Origin of the sequence: Streptomyces coelicoflavus (assembly GCF_003112555.1) — a bacterium.
In the GTDB taxonomy this organism is placed as follows: domain Bacteria; phylum Actinomycetota; class Actinomycetes; order Streptomycetales; family Streptomycetaceae; genus Streptomyces; species Streptomyces coelicoflavus.
This window is the reverse complement of sequence record NZ_BEWB01000015.1, coordinates 65,390-87,417: the sequence shown is the minus strand read 5'-3', so window position 1 is coordinate 87,417 and position 22,028 is coordinate 65,390. Positions and strand designations below refer to the sequence as shown.

19 protein-coding genes are annotated in these 22,028 nt (G+C 73.0%); 7 read left to right on the top strand and 12 right to left on the bottom strand.

The annotated features are described in order from the left end of the window. Positions 1 to 127 precede the first annotated feature (127 nt). Both rfbA and Sco07f_RS32450 read left to right on the top strand, forming a co-directional pair. Entirely contained in the window at positions 128 to 997 is an 870-nt protein-coding gene (gene rfbA / locus Sco07f_RS32455; RefSeq protein ID WP_087793214.1) for a glucose-1-phosphate thymidylyltransferase RfbA, read from the top strand. An 86-nt stretch (positions 998 to 1,083) separates the two neighbouring features. Continuing rightward, a complete protein-coding gene (locus Sco07f_RS32450; protein WP_108989936.1) occupies positions 1,084 to 2,160 on the top strand; it encodes a glycosyltransferase in 1,077 nt (358 codons plus the stop codon). A gap of 71 nt (positions 2,161 to 2,231) precedes the next feature. Here the strand turns inward: Sco07f_RS32450 and Sco07f_RS32445 are convergent, their stop codons facing one another. Next, positions 2,232 to 3,407: a glycosyltransferase gene (locus Sco07f_RS32445; RefSeq protein ID WP_007389960.1), complete on the bottom strand. Its 1,176-nt coding sequence runs from the start codon at positions 3,405 to 3,407 to the stop codon at positions 2,232 to 2,234. A 245-nt stretch (positions 3,408 to 3,652) separates the two neighbouring features. Between Sco07f_RS32445 and Sco07f_RS32440 the strand changes: the two genes are divergently transcribed. Then, positions 3,653 to 3,916 (top strand): hypothetical protein, encoded by a 264-nt coding sequence (locus tag Sco07f_RS32440; RefSeq protein ID WP_007389945.1) that lies wholly within the window; start codon positions 3,653 to 3,655, stop codon positions 3,914 to 3,916. An 84-nt stretch (positions 3,917 to 4,000) separates the two neighbouring features. Here Sco07f_RS32440 and Sco07f_RS32435 read toward each other — a convergent pair whose 3' ends face one another. The 11 genes from Sco07f_RS32435 to Sco07f_RS32385 all read right to left on the bottom strand — a co-directional run bounded on the left by Sco07f_RS32435 (position 4,001) and on the right by Sco07f_RS32385 (position 16,349). Beyond that, the gene (locus tag Sco07f_RS32435; protein WP_108989935.1) at positions 4,001 to 5,935 is read right to left on the bottom strand and encodes a multicopper oxidase family protein; all 1,935 of its coding nucleotides are present in this window, start codon (positions 5,933 to 5,935) and stop codon (positions 4,001 to 4,003) included. Between the two features lie 134 nt (positions 5,936 to 6,069). Next, positions 6,070 to 7,848, bottom strand: a complete 1,779-nt coding sequence (locus Sco07f_RS32430; RefSeq protein WP_108989934.1) for an ABC transporter ATP-binding protein — start codon at positions 7,846 to 7,848, stop codon at positions 6,070 to 6,072. 23 nt (positions 7,849 to 7,871) lie between these two features. Next, a complete protein-coding gene (locus tag Sco07f_RS32425) occupies positions 7,872 to 8,075 on the bottom strand; it encodes a hypothetical protein (RefSeq protein WP_007389957.1) in 204 nt (67 codons plus the stop codon). Positions 8,076 to 8,210: 135 nt separating this feature from the next. Then, positions 8,211 to 9,626, bottom strand: coding sequence for an FAD/NAD(P)-binding protein (locus Sco07f_RS32420; protein ID WP_108989933.1), 1,416 nt, complete (start codon positions 9,624 to 9,626; stop codon positions 8,211 to 8,213). 138 nt (positions 9,627 to 9,764) lie between these two features. Next, positions 9,765 to 10,655 (bottom strand): ABC transporter permease, encoded by an 891-nt coding sequence (locus tag Sco07f_RS32415; RefSeq protein WP_108989932.1) that lies wholly within the window; start codon positions 10,653 to 10,655, stop codon positions 9,765 to 9,767. Then, the gene (locus tag Sco07f_RS32410; protein ID WP_108989931.1) at positions 10,642 to 11,490 is read right to left on the bottom strand and encodes an ABC transporter ATP-binding protein; all 849 of its coding nucleotides are present in this window, start codon (positions 11,488 to 11,490) and stop codon (positions 10,642 to 10,644) included. Before Sco07f_RS32410 ends, Sco07f_RS32415 begins: the two co-directional genes overlap by 14 nt. Before the next feature lie 40 nt (positions 11,491 to 11,530). Beyond that, entirely contained in the window at positions 11,531 to 12,634 is a 1,104-nt protein-coding gene (locus Sco07f_RS32405; protein ID WP_108989930.1) for an aliphatic sulfonate ABC transporter substrate-binding protein, read from the bottom strand. A 38-nt stretch (positions 12,635 to 12,672) separates the two neighbouring features. Further along, positions 12,673 to 13,989, bottom strand: a complete 1,317-nt coding sequence (locus tag Sco07f_RS32400) for a sulfate adenylyltransferase subunit 1 (RefSeq protein ID WP_007387479.1) — start codon at positions 13,987 to 13,989, stop codon at positions 12,673 to 12,675. 2 nt (positions 13,990 to 13,991) lie between these two features. Continuing rightward, positions 13,992 to 14,930: a sulfate adenylyltransferase subunit CysD gene (gene cysD, locus Sco07f_RS32395; RefSeq protein ID WP_087793149.1), complete on the bottom strand. Its 939-nt coding sequence runs from the start codon at positions 14,928 to 14,930 to the stop codon at positions 13,992 to 13,994. Continuing rightward, on the bottom strand, positions 14,927 to 15,481 hold the full coding sequence (cysC, locus tag Sco07f_RS32390) for an adenylyl-sulfate kinase (RefSeq protein ID WP_087793150.1): 555 nt from the start codon (positions 15,479 to 15,481) through the stop codon (positions 14,927 to 14,929). Before cysC ends, cysD begins: the two co-directional genes overlap by 4 nt. Positions 15,482 to 15,572: 91 nt before the next feature. After that, entirely contained in the window at positions 15,573 to 16,349 is a 777-nt protein-coding gene (locus Sco07f_RS32385) for an alpha/beta fold hydrolase (RefSeq protein ID WP_007387476.1), read from the bottom strand. 422 nt (positions 16,350 to 16,771) lie between these two features. On the opposite strand from Sco07f_RS32385, the gene Sco07f_RS32380 reads away from it, so the two are divergent. The 4 genes from Sco07f_RS32380 to Sco07f_RS32365 all read left to right on the top strand — a co-directional run bounded on the left by Sco07f_RS32380 (position 16,772) and on the right by Sco07f_RS32365 (position 22,012). After that, a complete protein-coding gene (locus tag Sco07f_RS32380; RefSeq protein ID WP_108989929.1) occupies positions 16,772 to 18,565 on the top strand; it encodes a condensation domain-containing protein in 1,794 nt (597 codons plus the stop codon). Between the two features lie 120 nt (positions 18,566 to 18,685). Further along, positions 18,686 to 19,492, top strand: coding sequence for a thioesterase II family protein (locus Sco07f_RS32375; RefSeq protein ID WP_108989928.1), 807 nt, complete (start codon positions 18,686 to 18,688; stop codon positions 19,490 to 19,492). Positions 19,493 to 19,502: 10 nt separating this feature from the next. After that, entirely contained in the window at positions 19,503 to 20,768 is a 1,266-nt protein-coding gene (locus Sco07f_RS32370) for a beta-ketoacyl-[acyl-carrier-protein] synthase family protein (RefSeq protein ID WP_007389922.1), read from the top strand. Then, positions 20,765 to 22,012, top strand: coding sequence for a ketosynthase chain-length factor (locus Sco07f_RS32365; RefSeq protein ID WP_108989927.1), 1,248 nt, complete (start codon positions 20,765 to 20,767; stop codon positions 22,010 to 22,012). The genes Sco07f_RS32370 and Sco07f_RS32365 overlap by 4 nt, the downstream gene beginning before the upstream one ends. Positions 22,013 to 22,028 lie beyond the last annotated feature (16 nt).

Sequence of the window (22,028 nt, the reverse complement as noted above, 5' to 3'; positions counted from 1 at the left end):
AGCAGGCCCGAGTCTGTCAACAGGAACGCTATTCGTACGGCCCCCGGGAAAACTTTCGGGCGGGCGCCGGCCACCGATAAAGTGCGGGCACGCCTGACGGGCACGAAGTCACTGAGGAGGCGCCACGGTGAAGGGCATCATCCTGGCCGGCGGCAATGGCACGAGACTCCATCCGATCACCCTCGGAGTCTCGAAGCAAATGCTCCCGGTCTACGACAAGCCGATGATTTACTACCCCCTGTCGGCGCTGATGCTGGCGGGGATCACCGAAATCGAGATCATCACGACGCCCGAGGACTCGGACATGTTCCGGCGGCTCCTCGGCGACGGGTCCTGGCTGGGCCTCACCCTGACCTACGCGGAACAGGACAAGCCCCGGGGGCTCGCCGACGCGTTCCTGGTCTCCGAGGACCACATCGGGGACGACTCCGTCGCCCTGGTGCTGGGCGACAACATCTTCCACGGGTACGAGTTCGGGCCCATGCTCCAGAGGGCCGCCCGGGACATCAAGGGCTGCGTCCTGTTCGGCTACCCGGTGCGCGACCCCGAGCGCTACGGCGTGGGCACCCTCGACGAGCGGGGCAGACTCGTCGCCCTCGAGGAGAAGCCCGCGAACCCGCAGACCAACATGGCCATCACCGGGCTGTACCTCTACGACAACCAGGTCGTGGACATCGCCCGGCGGCTGCGGCCCTCGGAGCGCGGCGAGCTGGAGATCACCGACCTCAACCGGGTCTACCTGGAGCGCGGCGAGGCCACGCTGGTCCCGCTGGGCCGCGGATTCGTCTGGCTGGACACCGGAACCCACGACGCGCTCATGGAGGCCGGGGACTACGTCCAGGTCCTGGAACACCGCCAGGGCGTGCGCATCGCCTGCCTCGAGGAGATCGCCTGGCGCATGGGCTACATCGACCAGGAGTCCTGCTACCGGCTCGGCAGCCGCCTCGCGCACTCCTCCTACGGCCGGTACGTCATGGAGATGGCCCAGGCCGGCTGATCCGACGCCGCCCCGACATCCCCAACGCCCCTCCCGCGCCGCCTCCCGGGCGCCCCCGCATCCGTCAACGGAAGAAGCGCACAGCCATGAAAATACTGTTCACCGTCGGGGGCAGCCAGGCGGCCGTCTTCGGCGTCGCACCCCTGGCCTCGGCCGCCCGCAGCGCCGGGCACGAGATCCTGCTGGCCGCCGACGAACCGCTGATGGCGGCCGCGCAGTCCGTCGGCCTCCCCGCGGTCTGCATCACCCCCGAGCGCATGCGCTACGGCCAGGACGCCATGACCGCCGCCGTCCGCATCGACGCCCTCCTGGAACTGACCCGGCAGTGGACCCCCGACCTGGTCGTCGGCGGCCTCTCCCACGTTCCCCGGGTGCTCGCCGCGGCCCTCAAGGTCCCCTTCGTCCGACACATCTGGCACATCGCCCCGATGGCACGCCGGGACCGCACGGCGGTGGCGGAGCTCCAGCCGCAGCTGGAACGCCTCGGCCTGGCCGAACTGCCGCCGCCCGACCTCTTCGTCGACCTGTGCCCGCCGCCCCTGCGCCCGCCCGGCGCGCCGGACGGCCGGGCGATGCGCTGGGTGCCCCGGGTGAGCCAGCGCCGGATCGAGCCGTGGATGTACACCCGGCCCGAGGGCCGCCGCCGGGCGCTGATCACCGCGGGCACCCGCAACCTGATGCTCGACACCCCCGGCAGTTCGCTGCGCCGGCTGGTGGACGGGCTGGCCGGCGCGGGAGCGGAGGTGCTGATCGCCGCGCTGCCGGAGGCCGCCGAGCGGTACGGGGCGGAACTGGGCCACGTACGCATCGGCTGGATCCCCCTGGACGTCGTCGCCCCCACCCTGGACCTGGCGGTCCACCACGGCGGCGCCACCACGGCCATGACGCTGATCAACGCGGGCGTGCCCCAGGTGATCGTCCCCGACAACGGCTACGGCAAGGCCGTCGCCGAGGCTGTCAGCGGCTACGGCGCGGCCGTCCTGGTGGACCCGCACCGGCCCGGTGCCGGGCAGGACCCGGACGAGGTGACCGTCGCGGCCTGCCGGGAGATCCTCGCCGACCCGGGGTATGCTGAGCGCACCCGCACCCTCGCCGCGGCGGCCGCCGCACTGCCCACCCCGGACCAGGTGCTGCGCGACATCGAGGCCCTCGCCGCCCGCTGATCCGCACCCGCGCACACGAGGCCGCCCCGGGACTCCCGGTCCCGGGGCGGCCTCGTGCGCGGTGCCGGCGGTCAGACCAGCGCCTCCAGCCGGGGCACGATCTCGGCGGGGGTGGGGAGCGTCGCGATCTCCTTGGCGAGGTGCTGCGTCCGCTCGGTGTAGCTGGGGTTCTCCAGCAGTTCCCGGCAGGCCGCGGCGATCACCTCGCCGGGGGCCTTGTCGGGCTCCTGCGCCTGCGGCCACAGCGTCTTGCCGGCACCGAAGTCGGTGATGGCCTTGGCGATGGCCTCCCGGTGGTAGTTCGGCGGGAACTCCGGCGGGTTCTCCGGGATGACCAGCTGCGGCACGCCGTTGGCCATGAGCGTCGTGGCGGTGGTCGCGCCGCCGTGGTGGACCGCCAGGTCGCAGGTGGCGGCGGTGACGTCGATCGGGATCCAGCCGACGCGCGCGTCGCCCAGCTGGTCGCCGAACCGCTCGACGGCGCCGGGGTTCGACGCGATCAGCGCCTCGGCCCCCAGCTTCTCCAGCTCCTTGACCAGCAGCGGCATGGACCAGCCCGGGTCGCGGAACATCAGGCTGCGGAAACCGGAGGTGATGACCACCCGGCGGCGCCCCTCGGGGCGGGTGTACATCCAGCGCTCCAGGCGGCGCTGCGGGTTGCTCGGGATCCAGCGCATCGACTGCGCGGCCGGGTCGTGGGCCGGGCGCAGCGACGGCGGGGTCGAGTCCAGCAGCAGGTCGGGCTTGAGCAGCCCGTCCACGCCGAGGCGCTCCATCTCGGGCCGCAGCTCCGCCTCGGCGCCCGGGTCGATGCCGGTGAGCGGAATGCCCAGGTACTCGACATGGCGCACGTAGGGGACCTTCAGGTGGGCGGCGAGCAGCATCGCGGCGTAGCTCTGCGAGCTGCCCACGACCACGTCCGGGGTCCAGTCCTTCGACAGCTCCAGCAGGGACTCGACGCCGGCCAGGCCCATCTTCGCGAAGCCGCGGCCCTGCCCGGTCATCTCCTCGTCGCCCAGCTCCCGGGGGAAGCGCAGGCCCTTGCCCGGGTTGGTGATCCGCATGAAGTGCCGGATCGGGTCGACGGTGAAGCAGAAGGTGGGGAGGCCGATGGCCTCCGCGGTCTCCACCCACGGTTCGTGGGCGGCCAGCATGACTTGGTGGCCCGCGTTGCGCGCGGCCGTCGCCAGCGGGGCAGCGGCGTAGTAGGTGGCCTGACTGCCCGTGGTGATGAACAGGATTTTCATGGCACTCCGGATGCTTTTCGTGGGACGCGGCCAACAGCATGGGCGGACGGTACCGATGGTCCTCAGCGCGGCCTTTTTCTGTCAAACAAAAGCAATTGACAAGCCCGTTCAATCGCGGATTTCCCGCAGTTGAACGGAGTATTCTCCGGGTCTCATTGCGCAGCTCTCCGCCGCTGACCATCATGAGGTCGGTACGTGTGGTCAGGAAGCCTTCAGAAAACAGATACCGAAAGTCGGTGGCACGCATGAACAACCTGATCTACAAGGCCCGGATGGCTCTCCGTGACGTCATGGAAGTGAACATCTACAGCCAGGGAAACGACAAGGTCTATCTGACCGTTTTCCCGGAGCTGGTCTGGGAGGGCACCGAGAAGACGCAGCCGGAGAAGGTCGTCCGGAACGTCATCGGCCGGCTCCACGACATGGACCTGGACGTCGACGGCGGGGAGACGGCCGTGAAGACCCTGCTGGACGCCGGTGCCGTGGAGATCGTCCGCAAGGCCGCCTGACCGCACCGCCCGACCGGTCCCCGAGTGCCCGCGCCGACCACCGCCGCGGGCACTCGTCGTGTCCGCGGCCTGGCCGTGTCAGGGTCAGTGGTGACTGCCCGCGTGCCGGTGGGCCGCCGGGGAGACGACCAGGGGGCGCACCATGTGCTGCTCGTGCTCCAGCATGTGGCAGTGGTGGACACCCCTGCCCACGACCGGGAAACGGACCAGCACGGTGACCAGTTCGCCCGGCGTGCCGTTCGGGCCGGGGACGATCTGACCGGCCGTACCCACCCTGATCGTGTCCTTGTCCCCGAGCTCGTGCGGTTCCAGCTCCGCCGCCCCCATGTGGGTGGCCGGCCGGGCGGTGCCGCGGACGGTCCGGTCGAAGCCGGTCACGTCGTAGTTCTCGCGGGACAGCACCCGGAAGTGGGCCAGGTGGATGTGCATGGGGTGCGGAGAGGCCGCGAGGTTGAGGTACTTCCAGACCTCCACGCCGCCGTGCGCCGCGGTGAACGCGTTGCCGTCGTCGTAGCGCAGGGCGGTCCGGCGCAGCGTCGTCACCGTCCCCGCGGCGTCCTCGACCTGGACGATCCCGGGGGACGGGAGCGTGATCCCGCCGGCCTCGGCGGGCTCCACCTCCTCCATCTCCCACAGTTCGGGCACGTCGGCCGTTCCCGGTCCGACCAGCACCACCCAGCGGGGGCGCTCGCCGTGCGGCAGGTCGTGGTGGGTGGGCCGCTCGAAGGCGGGCGAGAGCGTCCTGGGCGGGGTGTACCGGCCGCCGGAGCCGCGGCCGGCGACGCGGAACTGCATCACGTCCGGTTCCAGCAGGTCGTGCCGGACGCTGGAGTCGCCGGGCACGACGCCCTCCATCGTGTTGACCAGCTTCACGGACCGGCCGCGGAACGCGCCGAAGTCGACCAGCACGTCGGCGCGTTCGCCGGAGGACAGGTTCAGCGCCCCCTCGACCGGACGCGGCCGGTCCAGCAGTCCCTGGTCGGTGCCGATGACCTGGAGGGCCCCGGGCACGGGCCGGCCGTCGGCCAGCAGCATCAGCCGGTAGATCCGCGCGTTGGCCGTGTTGACGATCCGGAACCGGTACCAGCGCGGCTGGACCTCGAGGTAGGGCCAGACCACCCCGTTGACCAGGGTGTAGGGGGCCGCGTGGACCCGCATGAGCTTCGCGTTGACCATCTCCACCTTGTGCACCAGACGCCCGGTCAGGGCGCCCGAGTCGTCCAGCGCGAAGTTGCGGTCGCTGAGGACCAGCGGCACCTCGTACCTGCCGCGGGGCAGGTCCGGCGCCCGTTCCCCGGGATCGCGCAGGACGTACAGGCCCGCGAGACCGGCGTACACGCTGAAGCGGCTCACGTGGTGGGTGTGGTCGTGGTACCAGAGCGTGGTGGCGGCCTGGTCGTCCGGGTACGCCGACAGCTGGGCCTCGCCCGGGGCGACGAGGTTCTCCATCCAGCCGTCGTTGCCGCCGCCGGTCAGCATGCCGTGCAGGTGCACCGCCGCCCACGGTTCGAGGTCCGCCACCCCGGGCACCTCCCGGCAGCCCTCGGTGCCCGGGTAGTTGGTCAGCGGGTCGGCCATGGGGCCGCCGGGCCGGCCGAACTCGACGGCGGTGACCGGGATGTTCCCCGTCAGCCGGTTCTCCCAGGCCACCCGCAGCCGGCGGCCGCGGACCGCCTCGATCGTCGGCCCCGGGTAGCTGCCCTCGTACGTCCACATCCGCACCGGCGCCAGCTCCGAGTGCACGGTGACGTCGGCGGTGCGCAGCCGCACGGTCAGCTCGTCGTGGTCGCCGCGCCCGCGCGGGCGCAGCACCGGCGGGGTGCGCAGCGGGTCCCTGAACTTGGTCAGCAGCAGCCCGTCCGCCGACGGCTCGGGGCCGCCGGGGGCCGCCGCACGGGGCGCGGCGAAGGCGGAGGACGACGACACGAGCGCGCCCAGCGAGGCGACGGCGCCGCCCCGCAGCAGGGTGCGCCGGTCGAGCCCGGACGGGGCCGGTATTGCGCCAGACGAGGTCTCCATGCGCCGGAGCGTAGGCAACGACCCCTCCAGATCCGCTCGAAGCCCGCTGCCCCGTGCAGCGTCCTTCGAGCGGACTTGAAGGGTCCGCGCGGCCCGGCCCTCCGGCCGCCCCGCACGACTGCCTACACGACCGCCTACACGACCGCCATCTCGGTGTCCCGGCGCACCAGGGTGGCGTAGTGGCCGTCGAGGGCGAGCAGTTCGTCGTGGGTGCCGCGCTCGGCGATGCGCCCCCGGTCCAGGACGAGGATCTCGTCGGCGTTGCGGACGGTCGACAGCCGGTGCGCGACCGTGATCGTGGTGCGCCCCGCGCTCGCCGCGTCGACGGCCTGCTGCACGGACAGCTCGGTGCGCGTGTCCAGCGCGCTGGTGGCCTCGTCCAGCACCAGGACGGGCGGGTCGCGCAGGATGGCGCGGGCGATGGCCAGCCGCTGCTTCTCGCCGCCGGAGAACCGGTAGCCGCGCTCGCCGACCACCGTGTCGTAGCCGTCGGGCAGGGACATCAGGTAGTCGTGGATGTGCGCCACCCGCGCCGCCGCGACCAGCTCCTCGTCGCTCGCGCCGGGTTTGGCGAACCTCAGGTTCTCCGCGACCGTCGCGTGGAAGAGGTACGTCTCCTGGGAGACGACGCCGACGGCGGCGGCGAGCGTGTCGAACGACAGGTCCCGCACGTCGACGCCGTCGATCGTCACGGTGCCGGACGTCGCGTCGTACAGCCGCGGTATCAGGTAGCTCAGCGTGGTCTTGCCCGAGCCGGTCTCCCCGACGACGGCGAGACTGTGCCCGGCGGGCACCGTCACGTCCACGCCCTCCAGCGTCGGCCGCTCGGCACCCGCGTAGCGGAAACCGACGCCGCGCAGCCGCACCTCCCCCCGCAGGGCGGCCGGCACCACCGGCCGCTCGGGCTCGGCGACGTCGACGGGCAGGTCGAGGTACTCGAAGATGCGTCCGAACAACTCCAGCGAACTCTGGATGTCCAGACCGATGGTCAGCAGCCGCTGCGCCGGACGGAACAGGATCTGCTGAAGGGTGGCGAACGCGACCAGCGCGCCGATGGAGATGGACATCCGGCCGCCGCTGGAGGCCAGCCCCGCCACCCAGTAGATCACCGCGGGCATGGCCGCCATGACGATCCAGATCGTCGACTGGTACCACAGGCCGGCCGTGCTCGCGCGGACCTCGATGTCGGTGAGCTTGCGGGACTGCCCGGCGAACGCGTCGCTCAGCGAGCGGGAACGGCCCATGGTGTGACCGAGCATGATGCCGCTGACCGACAGCGACTCCTGCACGTTCGACGACAGGTCGGCGAACTGGCGCTGCCGCGCCCGGGTGAGGACGCGCAGCTCGTCCCCGACGTGCCGGCTCACCCAGACGAAGCCCGGCAGGACGACCAGCGACGCCAGCGTGAGACGCCAGTCGAGCAGGGCCATGGCGGTGACCGTGGTGATGACGGTGGTCACGTCCGACACCAGCGCCGTCGCGGTGGTCGTCACGGTCACCTGCATCCCGCCGATGTCGTTGGCGATGCGCGACTGGACCTCACCGGTGCGGGTCCGGGTGAAGAAGGCCAGCGACATGCGCTGGAGGTGGGAGTAGACGGCGGTGCGCAGGTCGTGCATGACGAGCTGGCCGACCTTGGCGGACAGATAGGTCTGCCACACGTTGAACGAGCTGTTCGCGACCGCCACGACGACCATGCCCAGGGCGAGCGCGGACAGCAGCCCGGTCCTGCCCTGGGGCAGCGCCACGTCGATGATCTCGCGGATCAGGAAGGGGTTGACGAGGGAGACCAGGGAGGACGCCACGACCAGGAACGCGACGAACAGCAGGCTCCGGCGGTACGGGAGGAACAGCTTGAGTATGCGCCGCTTGGGCACGGGAACACGCGCAGTGGCCGACCCGGTGGTGGTCACCCTGTTCTCCTTGTCCTCGGTCCTTACAGGGGCGTGGACGGGGCCGTCCACCGGGCGAACTCCCGCTCCGACTGCGGGGGCAGGCACGGCGGCTCGGCGGGCGGCATCGCGTACCCGCTCCAGGGGTGCGGCGGCTGCGTGCCGTACCAGCCGAACCCCATCCACATCAGGCCCTCGCCGAGGCTCCTGCCGACGGCGCTCATGGCGGACGCGCGCGGTGTGCGCATGACGGTCTCCGTTTCGCCGGCCAACCCGTTGACCGCCACCCTGGTGGACCCGGCTCAAGGACCGGCGGGCGATGCGTCGAGCCCGGCTGGAGGCCGAACCGAGCGGGGGCCGGACCGAGGTGCCGGACCGCACGTCTACCGGCGCAGGGCCGCTTCGGGAGCCGTACGCGGCCGTCGTCGGGTGCGGGGCGCGGCCGGAGGGGAGGCGAGCGCCTCCCACACCGCGCCGGCGACCTCGGCGGCCTGCGTCCGGATCTCCGGTACGGCGGTGGTCTCCAGGAGGTTGCCGCGCCGGGCGGCCCCGAGCGTCCACAGCCGCGCGGCCGGGACCCCGGCCGCGGGCACCAACCGCCCGTCGTCGCCGGTGTCGAGGCCGAGGCCGGCCGGGCCGGTGCGGGCCCAGCCGCGCTCCAGCAGGCAGCGCACCAGCGGATCGTCCGTGCGGCGCGGGTCCGTACGCGCTCCGGTGCAGGCGACGACCGCGCCGACCCGCAGCCTCCTGCCGTCGCTCAGTGCCACGGTCACCGCGTCCTCGCCGGGCACGGCCCCCACCACCTCACCGGCGGCCACCCGCAGCCGGCCGGCGGCCCGCAGCGCGCGCAGCGCGGCCGCCGTCGCGGGCGCGACGCGGTGGCGGTGCACCTCCCAGGTCCGCAGGTCCTCCTCGAGGAAGCGCAGGCGGTCGGCCGGGGACAACTGCCGCCACAGGGCCGCCGTCACCGGACGCAGCCCGTCCATCGCGGGCCGCCAGTCCCCGCGCGCACGACGGCAGGCGGCCAGGTGCCGCCGCACGCCGCGGCGCAGCGCGTCCAGACCGTGGGCGGCGTCCAGCTCCGGAGGCTCGGCCGGCGCGCCCGCGACGGGCAGGTGCTCCCGGGGCAGCAGCCCGTGCCGGGACACGGCGTGCAGGACCCGGCCGGGGCGGGCCAGGGTGACGGCCAGGTCGACCATGGTCAGACCGGTGCCGACGAGCAGGACGTCCCCTTCCGTGGCCGGACCGCCGAGGGCCCCGGGCGCCCAGGGGTCGCCGACGAAACGCCCGGACGCCCGGAGCGCGGGCCCCGCCCAGGCGTGCTCGGGACCCAGGCCGCCCAGCGCCAGTACGGCGCCGTCCACCCGCAGTTCACCCCCGCCCAGGAGGCGCAGCACCGGCCCGCCGGAACAGTCCCGGACGGCCACGACCCGCTCCCGCACCCGGTGCAGACGGGCGTACCGGCACTGCCGCGCGGTCTCCTCGACGAGGTCGCCCAGGTAGCGCCCGTACTCCCGGCGGGGGACGAAGTCACCGGGCGCGACGTGCGGGTACCGGCCGGCGACCGTGCGCAGGAAATGCCCGGGATCGTCGGGGAAGGCGCTCATACGGGCGGCGGGCACGTTGAGCAGATGGCGGGGGTCCGAGGTGCCGTAGGCGACCCCGCGGCCCGTGTGCGGGGCCGGGTCGATCAGCCAGATCCGGGTGTCGCGTCCGGCGCGTTCGGCCCGCCGCATCAGCTGGACCGCCGTCAGCGCCCCCGCCGCACCGGCGCCCACCACCGCGACGCGGCGCGTCACGTCCGCCTCCTGTGCCGTATCCGCATGTCGGTCTCCGTTTCGCCGGCCGGCCGGTCACCGTCACCCTGCTGGGCACCGCTCGAGAACCGGCAGCCGACGCGTCGAGCACGGCTGGAGGCGGCGCGGACACGCCGTGTCTCAGCCCTTCACCAGCAGGCCGCGGCTGCGCAGGACCCAGCGTTCGAGCGGGCTGAAGATGAGCAGGTCGATGGCGATGCCGACGGTGAGGATGAGGAGGATGGCTTCGAAGACCATGGCCATGTCGCTGGCGTTGCGGCCGTTCTCGAGGAGTTGTCCGAGGCCGACGCCGAGGTCGGGGAAGGAGGCGATGATCTCGGCGGCCATCAGGGAGCGCCAGGAGAAGGCCCAGCCCTGTTTGAGGCCGGCGACGTAGCCGGGCAGTGCGGCGGGCAGCACGATGTGCCAGGTGCCCTTGAGTCCGGTGGCGCCGAGGGTGCGGCCGGCGCGGAGGAAGATCGGGGAGACCTGGTCGACGCCGGAGACGAGGCCGTTGGCGATGGAGGGCACGGCGCCGAGGAGGATGACGGCGTACATCATCGTGTTGTTCAGGCCCAGCCAGATCACGGCGGGCGGTACCCAGGCCACCGACGGCAGGGACTGGAGGCCGGAGAGGATGGGGCCGATGGCCGCGCGGACGAACTTCACGCGGGCGACGAGGAGTCCCAGCGGGGTGCCGATGAGGAGGGCGAAGCAGAAGCCGAGCAGGCCGCGGGAGACGCTGGTCCAGATGTAGCCGAGCAACTCGCCCTGGAGCCAGGCCTGGTGGACCATGTCCCACACGTCGGAGGGGGCGGGCAGCTTGGTCGGATCGTCGACGATCTTGAAAGAGACCAGGCCCTGCCACACCGCCAGCACGAGGAGCACGGCGACGCTGGGCGGCAGGACCTTCTCCACCAGGGTCTGCCGGAACGGGGTACGGATCCGCTGCCGGGTCTCCAGGGCGTCGAGGCCCGCCTCCAGCCCCGCCAGGTCGGCGCGCTCCTCGATGCGGGGCTCAGTGCTGGCCATGGCGGCGGATCTCCCCACGCAGTTCCTCGGTGATCTCGACGGACAGCTCGGCCACGGCGGTGTCCTCGATGCGGCGCGGCTGCGGGATGCCGACCGTCCACTCGCGCGCCACGCGTCCGGGGCGGGAGGACAGCAGGACGACCCGTTCGGCCAGGCGTACGGCCTCGCGGACGTTGTGGGTGACGAAGAGGACGGACAGCTGCGTCTCGCGCCATATGCGGGTCAGCTCGTCGTGCAGGACGTCGCGGGTGATGGCGTCGAGCGCGGCGAAGGGCTCGTCCATCAGCAGCAGCTTGCTCTCCTGGGCGAGCGCGCGGGCCATCGCGACGCGCTGGCGCATACCGCCGGACAGCTCGTGCACCCGCTTGCCGTACGCGCCCTTGAGGCGGACGAGTTCGAGCAGTTCCTCGGCCTTGTCGCGGCGGTCCGCCTTGGGCACGCCGCGCAGTTTCAGGGCGAGTTCGATGTTCTTGCCCGCGGTCAGCCAGGGGAACAGGGCGTGCTCCTGGAACATGAGGGCGGGGCATCCGTCCGTGGTGATGTCGCCGGTGGTGGGTCTGTCGAGGCCCGCGACGAGGTTGAGCAGGGTGGACTTGCCGCAGCCGGATGCGCCCAGGAGGGTGACGAACTCGCCGGGGGCGACATCGAGGGTGATGTCGTCCAGGACGAGCTGCTGCCCGGCGGGGCCCGCGAAGGACTTCGAGACGTGCTCGATCCGGGCGGCGCAGGCGGCCGTCGCCACCCCGCTCCTCTGGGCCGGGGCCGCCCCGGAGGGCCCGCGGTCGAGTGTGGACCGGGTTCCTTCGGCGATGGGCGCGGTCGTGGTCGTGGCCATGGTCGTCACCTCCTGGGTGGTCGGGTTCCGGGTGGGTGCTCTACTCGACGCCGAGTCCGGCGTCGTCGACCGGGGGCTTGCCCTTGGCCTTGAGGACCTTGTTGAGCAGGGTGAGGTCGTAGATGCCGTTGAGGTCGGGCTGCTCGAGGAGGCCGGCCTTCACGGCGTGGTCCGCCTCGGCGTCGAGGGTGGCGGCCAGCGGGTCGTCGGTGACCCTGATCGATTCCCACGCCGGGTCCAGGACGTCGGCGGGCAGGGCCTTGCCGGAGTCCTTCTCCAGCTGGGCGTTGGCCGCGGCCTTCGCCTCGTCCGGGTTGGCCGTGATCCAGGCGTTGGTGTCGACCGACGCCTGGAGGACTGCCTGGACGGCCTTGGGGTGCTCCTTGAGGAACTTCTGCGACACGATGATGTTCGTGATCACGAACTCCTCGTCCGGCCACAGTGCCGACTCGTCGAGCAGGACCTTGCCGCCCTCGGCGACCAGCCGGGACGCGGTCGGCTCGGGCACCCAGGCGCCGTCGACGGAACCGGACCTGTAGGCGTTCGGGGTGACCTTGTTGTCGCTGCGGACGACGGTGACGTCGCCCTTGCCGCTCTGCGCGTCGACCTTCCAGCCCTGTTCGGCGGCCCAGTTCAGGAACGCGACGTCCTGGGTGTTGCCGAGCTGCGGGGTGGCGATGCGCTTGCCCTTGACGTCGTCGAGGGTCTTGATCTTGTCTGGGTTGACCACCAGCTTCACGCCGCCGGAGGCGGAGCCGCCGATGATGCGCAGGTTCCTGCCGCCGGACTTGGTGTAGCCGTTGATCGCCGGGGACGGGCCGATCCAGCCGATGTCGATGGAACCGGAGTTCAGCGCCTCGATCTCGGACGGGCCCGCGTTGAAGACCGCGTACTTGGCCTCGGTGCCGCCCAGCGCTTTTTGGAAGAAGCCCTTCTGGTTCGCGACCAGCGGGGTGGCGTGCGTGATGTTGCCGAAGTACCCGATCCGCACGGAGTCGAGACCGTCGGTCTTCTCGGCACCGGCCGCGATCTTCGCCGCACCCGAGTCCCTCGCCTGGGACCCGTAGCCGCAGGCCGTCAGGGACAGCAGCGGAAGGGCCAGCAGGGCCGCCAGGGCACGGAGGAGGGCGAAGGAGGCGGACACGGACGGATTCCTCCCGTCGGCCCGCCGGCGCCCGGTGGTCACGGTCGGCCGATCCGGTTGGCGCCGGCCATGCCTGCGGTGAGGGTGGTGCCGTCGGCGGGGTCGATGAGGATGAAGGAGCCGGTGCGTCGGGAGTCGGCGTAGGAGTCGGCGGGCAGCGGCTCGGCGGTGCGGATCTTCACCCGGCCGATGTCGTTGGCGACGAGCTGTCCGGGGTGCGGGTGCAGGGACAGGTCGTCCAGGGTGAGCCGGGCGGGGATGTCCTTGACGATGGCCTTGACCGTGCGGGTGCCGTGCTTGAGGAGGACTCGGTGGCCGACGGTGAGGGGTGCGTCGGCGACGTGGCAGACGGTGGCCTCGACGTCCTGGCTGGTGGCCGGGGCGTCCTCGCGGGGCACGATCAGGTCGCCGCGGGAGATGTCGATGTCGTCCTCGAGCAGCAGCGTCACCGACTGCGGTGTCCAGGCGGCCTCGACGGGGGTGCCGAGGAGGTCGATGCCGGACACGGTCGAGGTGCGGCCGGAGGGCAGCACGGTGACCTCGTCGCCGACGCGGAAGGTGCCGGCGGCGATCTGGCCGGCGTAGCCGCGGTAGTCGGGGTGCTCGGCGGTGCGCGGCCGGATCACGTACTGCACCGGCAGCCGGGCGTGGCAGTGCGCCAGGTCGTGGCTGACCGGCACGGTCTCCAGGTGTTCGAGGACGGTGGGGCCGCCGTACCAGTCCATGACGGACGACGCCTCCACCACGTTGTCCCCGGCGAGGGCCGAGATGGGGATCGCGGTGACCTCGGGCACGCCCAGTTCGGTGGCATACGCCGTGAACTCCTCGGCGATCGCCGCGAACACGGACTCCTGGTAGTCCACCAGGTCCATCTTGTTGACGGCGAGGACGACGTGCGGGACGCGCAGCAGGGCGGCGATCGCGGCGTGGCGGCGGGTCTGCTCGACGACGCCGTTGCGGGCGTCCACCAGGATCACCGTGAGTTCGGCGGTGGAGGCGCCGGTGACCATGTTCCGCGTGTACTGCACGTGCCCCGGCGTGTCCGCCAGGATGAAGCGGCGGCGGGGGGTGGCGAAGTAGCGGTAGGCCACATCGATGGTGATGCCCTGCTCACGCTCGGCCCGCAGACCGTCGGTGAGCAGCGCCAGGTCCGGGGCGCCCTGGCCGCGGCTGGCGGAGGCCCGCTCGACCGCCTCGAGCTGGTCGGTGAGGACCGACTTGGAGTCGTGCAGCAGCCGGCCGACCAGCGTGGACTTGCCGTCGTCGACCGACCCGGCGGTCGCGAACCGCAACAGCGTCGACTCCGACAACTGCCACACCGACACCGGCTCGACGGGCTCTTGGGTGCTGGTCATGGTTAGAAGTACCCCTCGCGCTTGCGGTCTTCCATCGCGGCCTCGGACATCTTGTCGTCGGCCCGCGTCGCACCGCGCTCGGTGAGCCGGGTGACGGCGATCTCCGCGATGACCTTCTCGATGGTGTCGGCGCCGGAGTCGACGGCACCGGTGCAGGACATGTCACCGACCGTGCGGTAACGCACCCGCCGCTTCTCGATCGTCTCGCCGTCCTTCGGCCCGCCCCACTCACCGGCCGTCAGCCACATGCCGGAGCGGGCGAAGACCTCGCGCTCGTGGGCGTAGTAGATCTGCGGCAGCTCGATGCCCTCGCGGGCGATGTACTGCCACACGTCCAGCTCGGTCCAGTTCGACAGCGGGAAGACCCGGACGTGCTCGCCCGGCGCGTGCCGGCCGTTGTAGAGGTTCCACAGCTCGGGACGCTGGCGGCGCGGGTCCCACTGGGAGAACTCGTCCCGCAGCGAGAACACCCGCTCCTTGGCCCGCGCCTTCTCCTCGTCCCTGCGCCCGCCGCCGAAGACCGCGTCGAACTTCTCCGCCTGGATCCGCTCCGTCAGCGGCAGCGTCTGCAACGGATTACGGGTCCCGTCGGGGCGCTCGCGCAGCACACCGCGGTCGATGTAGTCCTGCACGGAGGCGACGTGCAGCCGCAGCCCGTGCCGCTCGACCGTGCGGTCGCGATACTCCAGGACCTCGGGGAAGTTGTGCCCGGTGTCCACGTGCAGCAGCGAGAACGGCACCGCCGCCGGCGCGAACGCCTTCAGCGCCAGGTGCAGCATCAGGATCGAGTCCTTGCCGCCGGAGAACAGGATCACCGGCCGCTCGAACTCACCCGCCACCTCCCGGAAGATGTGCACCGCCTCCGATTCGAGGGCGTCCAGGTGCGGGACTGCCGCGGTGTCCTCGGCCACCGTGATCAGGGGTTGCGCCGCAACCGTCATGCCAGGCCCCTCTCGGTCAGAAAGGTGTGCAGTACGGCGGCGGTGTCGGCCACCGACCTGCCCTGTGTCCGGATCCGCAGCTCCGGTGTCTCGGGAACCTCGTAGGGGTCGTCGACCCCGGTGAGGCCGGTCAGCTCGCCCGCGGCCTGCTTGGCGTACAGGCCCTTCACGTCGCGCACCGAACACACCTCCACGGGCGTGGCCACGTGCACCTCGACGTACGCCGTGCCGTTCGCCTCGTGACGCCCGCGCACGGCCTCCCGGCTGTCCGCGTACGGCGCGATCACCGGGACCAACGCCGTCACACCGTTGCGGGCGAGCAGTTCGGCGACGAAACCGATGCGCTGCACGTTGGTGTGCCGGTCCGCGCGGCCGAAGCCGAGGCCCGCCGACAGGAACGCGCGGATCTCGTCACCGTCGAGCACCTCGACCCGGCGGCCGGCGACGCGCAGCCGTTGCGCGACGGCACGGGCGAGCGTGGACTTGCCCGCGCTCGGCAACCCGGTCAGCCACACGGTGGCCCCGGTGGCCGGGTCGTGAGCTGTGGTCACGATGGTGCCCTCCTGGACGTGGGACGACGTGGGACGTGGGACGGCGCGACGGAGTGTGCGACGGGCGTGCGGTCCGCGGTCCGCGCGGTGTTCAGGCGGTCGCGAACTCGGCCAGGGTCCGGCCGAGCACGTCCATGTCGATCCGGTGCCAGGAACCGGGCAGCTCCAGCGAGCGCCCCTCCGGCAGGGCCGCCGCGGTCGCCCGCGCCGCCGCCCGCAGCCACTCGCTGGTGCCGGAGCTGTTGAGGACGAGGGTCTGCGTCGTGTACCCGGCGAGCCGCTCGGCCGGGACGGTGCAGTCGCCGCAGATCGCCAGGTCGTAGGCGAGGGTGTGGGCGTTCGCCTCGTTCACGGCCCAGATGGGGCCCTGCCGCCACTGCGCGACCGTGTCCGGCGTGAGGCCCAGGAAGCTGCCGAGGTAGTACTCGACCGCCTCCTCGCGCCGGTCCTCCTCCATGAGGACACGCAGCGTCTTGGCCACGTTCCACGGCGGCTTGGGGAACCCGTCGACCCGGTAGAACGGCTCGTGCAGCGCCAGCTTCGAGATCGGGGCGCCGGCGAGCGCCGCCTCGACCGCCAGGTTGGCTCCCGACGACCCGGCGAACACCACCGCCGATCCGCCGGCCTCCTGGATCACCGCCTCGAGGTCCTCGATCTCGCGCCCGACGGCGTACTCCGGGCTGTCGCCGCTCTGGCCGCGCCCGCGGCGGTCGTAGACGTACGTGGTGCAGTGCGGCGCCAGTTCCGGCACGAGCGCGTCGAAGATGGTGTGGTCGCGGAACGAGCCGTTCAGGAGCACGATCGGCGGGCCGTCGCCCGTCTTCTCGTAAGCGATCGTCGTGCCGTCCCGGGAAACGACCTTGCGCATCACGCACTCCTCACGCCGAACGGAGGTGCTCTCACCTCCCCGTCTTGCGGCATCCTCGAGTGCTTCGCTGGACCAACGGTCGAGGACCGGTCGTGAGTCCACCGGATCCTGGTCGTTCGCCCGTCCCGGTGTGCGCGACCGCCCCGGACCACGCGCTTTGCCGTTCCCCGGCGGCCTTCGCCGCCCTTTCACCCTCCCCGGCCCTCCCGTCCTCCGGCCGTTTCGGCCTCTCTGGCCCGCGGACCCGACCCGTCCGCGAGCCGGGCCACAGCCGGACTCGACCCGCGCACGGTGTCATGGGTGCGACGACGTGAGGCGTGGGGGCAGCCGTCAGCGGCGCGTCGGTCATCCGACCGCACCGGCGGCGACAGTGGTCCGGGCCCGTCCCGTCCCGTCCTGCCGTCGAACACCGGGAGACCGACATGAGCGACCGGGTCGCACTCGGCCGGGTGCACGCCGCACTCGTGTCGCTGCCCGGTGTGCGGGACGCGGCCGTCCACGTGACCCGCGACGCCTCGGGCGGCCGGCGGATCGTCGCGCACATGGTGACGCACGCCCCGCTCGCCGAGCTGCGTGCCGCCCTGGAGTCGAGCCTGCCCGCCCACCTGGTTCCGGCCCGTCTCCACCGGGTGCCGCACATCCCCCTGCTGCCCGACGGCAGCACCGACCGGCAGGCACTGGCGGCACTGACGGCACTGACGGCACGGCCCGTCCCGGAGCCGGGTGACGCCGCTTCGGAGCCCGGCACCGCCGCCCCCGAGCCGGGCACCGCCGCCCCCGAGCCGGGCACCGCCGCCCCCGAGCCGGGCACCGCGATCCCCGCGCCGCCGCCGGAGACCGTGCCGCTCACCCCGCAGCAGCACACCCTGCTCCTGGACGCGCTGGCCCACCGCGGTACCGGCCGCCACGTGGAGCAGCTCGACTGGCGCTGGCGCGGACCGCTGGACACCGACCGCTTCACCGCGGCCTGGCAGTCCGTGTTCGACCGGGAGACCGTCCTGCGCGCCGCCTTCGACTGGGGGAGCGGACCGCGTCTGGTGCTGCACGAGCACGCCGGCGTCGAGGTCGTCCGGCACCCGCCCGGCTCCGTGGACTTCGACCGGCTGAGGGAACGCGACCGGCTGCGCGGCTTCGACCTGCGCCGTCCGGGCCTGCTGCGGCTGAACCTCGTCGACGAACCGCACCCGGCCGGCGGCGGCCCCGCGGGCGCACGCGTCCTGCTCACCTTCCACCACGTCATGCTGGACGGCTGGAGCGTGTCGGTCCTGCTCCAGGAGTTCTACCGCGCCTACCTCGCCGGCGGCCGGCTGCCGGGCGGCGAACGGCGCCCCGACATCCGCGACTACGCCCGCTGGCTCGCCCGCCAGGACACCGCGCCCGCCCGCGACTTCTGGTCCTCGGCCATCCCGGCCACCACCGCCCTGGTCCTGCCCGCGGTGCCCGGCCCGGACACCGGACTGCGCGGGACCGGCCGGGCCGAGGCCCGGCTCGAGGCCGGGCCGGCCGACCGGCTGCGCGCCTGGGCGGCGTCCTGTGCGGCCACCGAGGCCGGCGCACTACAGGTGGCGTGGGCGCTGCTGCTGTACCGGGCGGCCGTCACACGTGATCCCGCCCTGGTGGGTTTCGGCGTCACCGTCCCCGGCCGGGGCATCGCCCTCGACTCCGTCGAGCGGCTTCCGGGACCGCTGATGAACTCGCTGCCCATGACCGTCCGCGTCGACCCCGCCACGGCCGTGCCCCGGCTGCTGGCCGAACTGTGCGACCGCGCCCTGGACCTGGCCTCCTACGAGTGGGTGTCGCTCGGCCAGATCCACGAGTGGAGCGGGCGGCGCGCGCAGGACTCGCTCGCCGAGAGCCTCATCGTCTTCGAGAACCGGCGCCGCCGCTTCGACGACCTGTACTCCGCGCTCGCCGCGCAGGGCGTCGGCGTCGAGCCGCCCCGCACCACCGGTGTCCACAGCCTGTTCCCCGTCTCCCTGTTCGCCCACCGCGACCCCGACGGCGGCCTCGCCCTCGCCGCCGTCCACGACCGCGCCCGGCTCACCGACGACGACGCGACACGCCTGGTCGGCCAGTGTGTCCGGCTGCTGCGCGAACTGCCCCGGCTGAAGGGCGGTTCGGCGACCGTCGCCGACGCGCTGGCCACCCTCGCCGACGAGCCGCGGATACGGATGGCCCGGGCCCCCGCGCCCGCCGCCCGCGACTCACCTGCCTGAGCCGCCCGCCCGGAAGGTTCGCGCACGTGGCCGATTCGAGTCGTGCTCCAGGTACGTCGGCGAGGCTCGAAGGCAGCCGATGCGCTCCCACCCACGGCGGCCGAGGAGGTGCGACACACCATGCGGGACGGTCCACCGTGCACGCTCTACTGCTTCGCACACGCCGGCGCGGGCGTGTCCGGGTTCCGGCACTGGCGCACCGGCACCGGACCCGGCGTGACAACCGTGCCCGTACTGCTGCCCGGACGGGGCGGCAGGCGCCGCGAGCCCCGCGCGACCTCGCGCGACGAGCTGCTCGCCGCACTCCTCGGCCCGCTGGCCGACCAGGTCGCCGACGGTCACCCGTACGCGCTGTACGGCCACAGCCTGGGCGGCGTCGTCGCCCACACCCTGGCCCGGGCGCTCGTCGACCGCGGGCTGCCCGCCCCCGCCCTGCTCGCCGTCGGCGCGAGCCCCCCGCCCCACTTCCCGACCGTCCCCGGCGTGTGCGAGGCACCCCCGGCCGCGCCGAGCCGCGACGACATCACCGACGAACGGCTGCTGCGGTTCGCGGCCGACCTCGGTGCGGCACCCGGCGACACGCTCGCCGCCCCCGGCAGCCTCTGGCACCGCACCGTGCTGCCCGTACTGCGGGACGACCTCCTGCTCGCCGGCGCCCTGCGCACCGCCGCGCTCGCCGAGGAGGCGCGCGGCACCCCGTTCCCGGTACCCGTCCTGGCCGTCGACGGCCGGGACGACCCCCTCGTCGGCGCGGCGGCCCTGGACGGCTGGGCGCGCTGGACCGACGGACGGTTCGTCCGGCGCACCGTCCCCGGTGACCACTTCTTCGTCCGCGGCCCGCACGCACCCCGACTGATCGGGCGCGCCTGCCGCGTGGTGCGGCGCACCCGGCGCGTACCTGGGCTCATATCTGGAGGACAACTGTGAGGGACAACCGATGAGGCGGGTCGTCATCACCGGCATCGGGGTCGTGGCCCCGGGTGGTGTGGGCACCCGCGCGTTCTGGAACACGCTGACCGCGGGCCGCACCGCCACACGCGGCATCACACTGTTCGACGCGAGCGCGTTCCGGTCGCGGATCGCCGCCGAGGCGGACTTCGACCCCGTGGCGCACGGATTCGATCCCGCCGAGGCCGCCCGCCTCGACCGCGCCGCCCAGTTCGCCCTGGTCAGCGCCAGGGAGGCGGTCGAGGACAGCGGACTGACCGGCGCCCTGGACGCCGTACGCACGGGCGTCACCCTGGGCAGCGCCGTCGGCTGCACCACCGGCCTCGACAACGAGTACGGGGTGGTCAGCGAGAACGGCAGCGTCTGGGAGGTCGACCACACGCGGGCCGTCGCCCACCTCTTCGACTACTTCGTACCCAGCTCCATGGCCGCCGAGGTGGCCGGTGCCGTCGGCGCCCAGGGGCCGGTGTCGCTGGTCTCCACCGGCTGCACCTCCGGCATCGACTCCGTCTGCCACGCCGTCGACCTGATCCGCGAGGGCAGCGCCGACGTGATGGTGACCGGCGCGACCGAGGCGCCGATCTCGCCGATCACCGTGGCCTGCTTCGACGCCATCAAGGCGACCAGCCCGCGCAACGACGAGCCGGAGACCGCCTCGCGCCCCTTCGACCGCTCCCGCAACGGCTTCGTCCTCGGCGAGGGCTCGGCCGTCCTGGTCCTCGAGGAGTTCGAGCACGCCCGGCGGCGCGGCGCCCACGTGTACGCCGAGGTCGCGGGGTTCGCCGGCCGCAGCAACGCGTACCACATGACCGGGCTGAAGTCCGACGGCGCGGAGATGGCCGAGGCGATCCGCGCGGCGCTCGACGAGGCCCGCCTGGACCCGACCGCCGTCGACTACGTCAACGCCCACGGCTCCGGCACCAAGCAGAACGACCGGCACGAGACCGCCGCGTTCAAGCGCAGCCTGGGCGAGCACGCGCACCGGGTGCCGGTCAGCTCCATCAAGTCGATGATCGGCCACTCGCTCGGCGCGATCGGCTCGCTGGAGGTGGCCGCCAGCGCCCTGGCCATCGAGCACAACACCGTCCCGCCGACGGCCAACCTGCACGAGGCCGACCCGGCCTGCGACCTCGACTACACCCCTTTGACCGCGCGCGAGCAGCGCACGGACACCGTACTCAGCGTCGGCAGCGGTTTCGGCGGCTTCCAGAGCGCCATCGTCCTGACCCGGCCGCGACTTCAGGAGGCGGCATGACCACGGCCACACTGGACCGCCCCGCCCTGCGGCGGAACGCCCGGCCCACCACCGGCTCCGTCGTCACCGGCATCGGCGTCACCGCCCCCAACGGGCTGGGCACCGAGGCCTGGTGGGCGGCGACCCTGCGCGGCGAGAGCGGCATCCGGCCGGTGACCCGCTTCGACGCCGCGCGCTACCCGGTGCGCCTGGCCGGCGAGGTGCCCGGCTTCGTCGACGAGGACCACCTGCCGGGCCGGCTGCTGCCGCAGACCGACCGGGTCACCCGGCTCTCGCTCACCGCGGCCAAGGAGGCCCTCGACGACTTCGGCGGCGACCCGGCGGCTCTGCCCGAGTACGGCGCCGGCGTGGTCACCGCCTCCTCCGCGGGCGGTTTCGAGTTCGGGCAGCGCGAGCTCCAGGCCCTGTGGTCCAAGGGCGGCCAGCACGTCAGCGCCTACCAGTCCTTCGCCTGGTTCTACGCCGTGAACACCGGCCAGATCTCCATCCGGCACGGCCTGCGCGGCTCCAGCGGCGTCGTCGTCGCCGAGCAGGCGGGCGGCCTGGACGCCCTCGCCCACGCACGGCGCCAGATCCGCAAGGGTGCCGGGCTGATGGTGACCGGCGGAGTCGACTCGGCGCTGTGTCCGTGGGGCTGGGCCGCCCACCTCGCGGCCGGCGAACTGAGCCCCGTCGCCGATCCCGGCCGCGCCTACCTCCCCTTCGACCCGGAGGCGTGCGGGCACGTGGTCGGCGAGGGCGGCGCCCTGTTCGTCCTGGAGAACGCCTCGGCCGCCCGCGAGCGCGACGCCCGCGTGTACGGCGCCTTCACCGGGTACGCGGCCACCTTCGACGGCCCCGGCACCCCGCGCCTGGGCGACGCCGCCCGGCTGGCCCTCGCCGACGCCGGGGTGCGCCCCGACGAGATCGACGTGGTTTTCGCCGACGCGGCCGGCCGGCGTGCCGCGGACCGCGCCGAGGCGGAGGCGCTCGCCGCCCTGTTCGGCCCGCGGGGCGTGCCGGTCACCGCCCCCAAGTCGATGACCGGACGGCTGCTGGCCGGCGGCGCCCCGCTCGACGTGGCCGCCGCCCTGCTGACCCTGCGCGACCAGGTGATCCCGCCGACCACCGGTACCACCGAGCCCGCCCCCGACTGTCCCGTAGACCTCGTCACCACCGCCCGGGAGACCGGCGTCCGCCACGCCCTCGTCCTGGCCCGCGGCCGCGGTGGCTTCAACTCGGCAGCCGTCCTCAGCACGCTCTGATCACGGCCTGACCGAA

Excerpts from the sequence above, each read along its gene's own strand:
- Sco07f_RS32450 (WP_108989936.1), top strand. The coding sequence starts at position 1,084 with ATGAAAATACTGTTCACCGTCGGGGGCAGCCAGGCGGCCGTCTTCGGC.
- Sco07f_RS32445 (WP_007389960.1), bottom strand. The coding sequence starts at position 3,407 with ATGAAAATCCTGTTCATCACCACGGGCAGTCAGGCCACCTACTACGCC.
- Sco07f_RS32440 (WP_007389945.1), top strand. The coding sequence starts at position 3,653 with ATGAACAACCTGATCTACAAGGCCCGGATGGCTCTCCGTGACGTCATG.
- Sco07f_RS32435 (WP_108989935.1), bottom strand. The coding sequence starts at position 5,935 with ATGGAGACCTCGTCTGGCGCAATACCGGCCCCGTCCGGGCTCGACCGG.
- Sco07f_RS32425 (WP_007389957.1), bottom strand. The coding sequence starts at position 8,075 with ATGCGCACACCGCGCGCGTCCGCCATGAGCGCCGTCGGCAGGAGCCTC.
- Sco07f_RS32415 (WP_108989932.1), bottom strand. The coding sequence starts at position 10,655 with ATGGCCAGCACTGAGCCCCGCATCGAGGAGCGCGCCGACCTGGCGGGG.
- Sco07f_RS32410 (WP_108989931.1), bottom strand. The coding sequence starts at position 11,490 with ATGGCCACGACCACGACCGCGCCCATCGCCGAAGGAACCCGGTCCACA.
- Sco07f_RS32400 (WP_007387479.1), bottom strand. The coding sequence starts at position 13,989 with ATGACCAGCACCCAAGAGCCCGTCGAGCCGGTGTCGGTGTGGCAGTTG.
- cysD (WP_087793149.1), bottom strand. The coding sequence starts at position 14,930 with ATGACGGTTGCGGCGCAACCCCTGATCACGGTGGCCGAGGACACCGCG.
- Sco07f_RS32385 (WP_007387476.1), bottom strand. The coding sequence starts at position 16,349 with ATGCGCAAGGTCGTTTCCCGGGACGGCACGACGATCGCTTACGAGAAG.
- Sco07f_RS32380 (WP_108989929.1), top strand. The coding sequence starts at position 16,772 with ATGAGCGACCGGGTCGCACTCGGCCGGGTGCACGCCGCACTCGTGTCG.
- Sco07f_RS32375 (WP_108989928.1), top strand. The coding sequence starts at position 18,686 with ATGCGGGACGGTCCACCGTGCACGCTCTACTGCTTCGCACACGCCGGC.
- Sco07f_RS32370 (WP_007389922.1), top strand. The coding sequence starts at position 19,503 with ATGAGGCGGGTCGTCATCACCGGCATCGGGGTCGTGGCCCCGGGTGGT.
- Sco07f_RS32365 (WP_108989927.1), top strand. The coding sequence starts at position 20,765 with ATGACCACGGCCACACTGGACCGCCCCGCCCTGCGGCGGAACGCCCGG.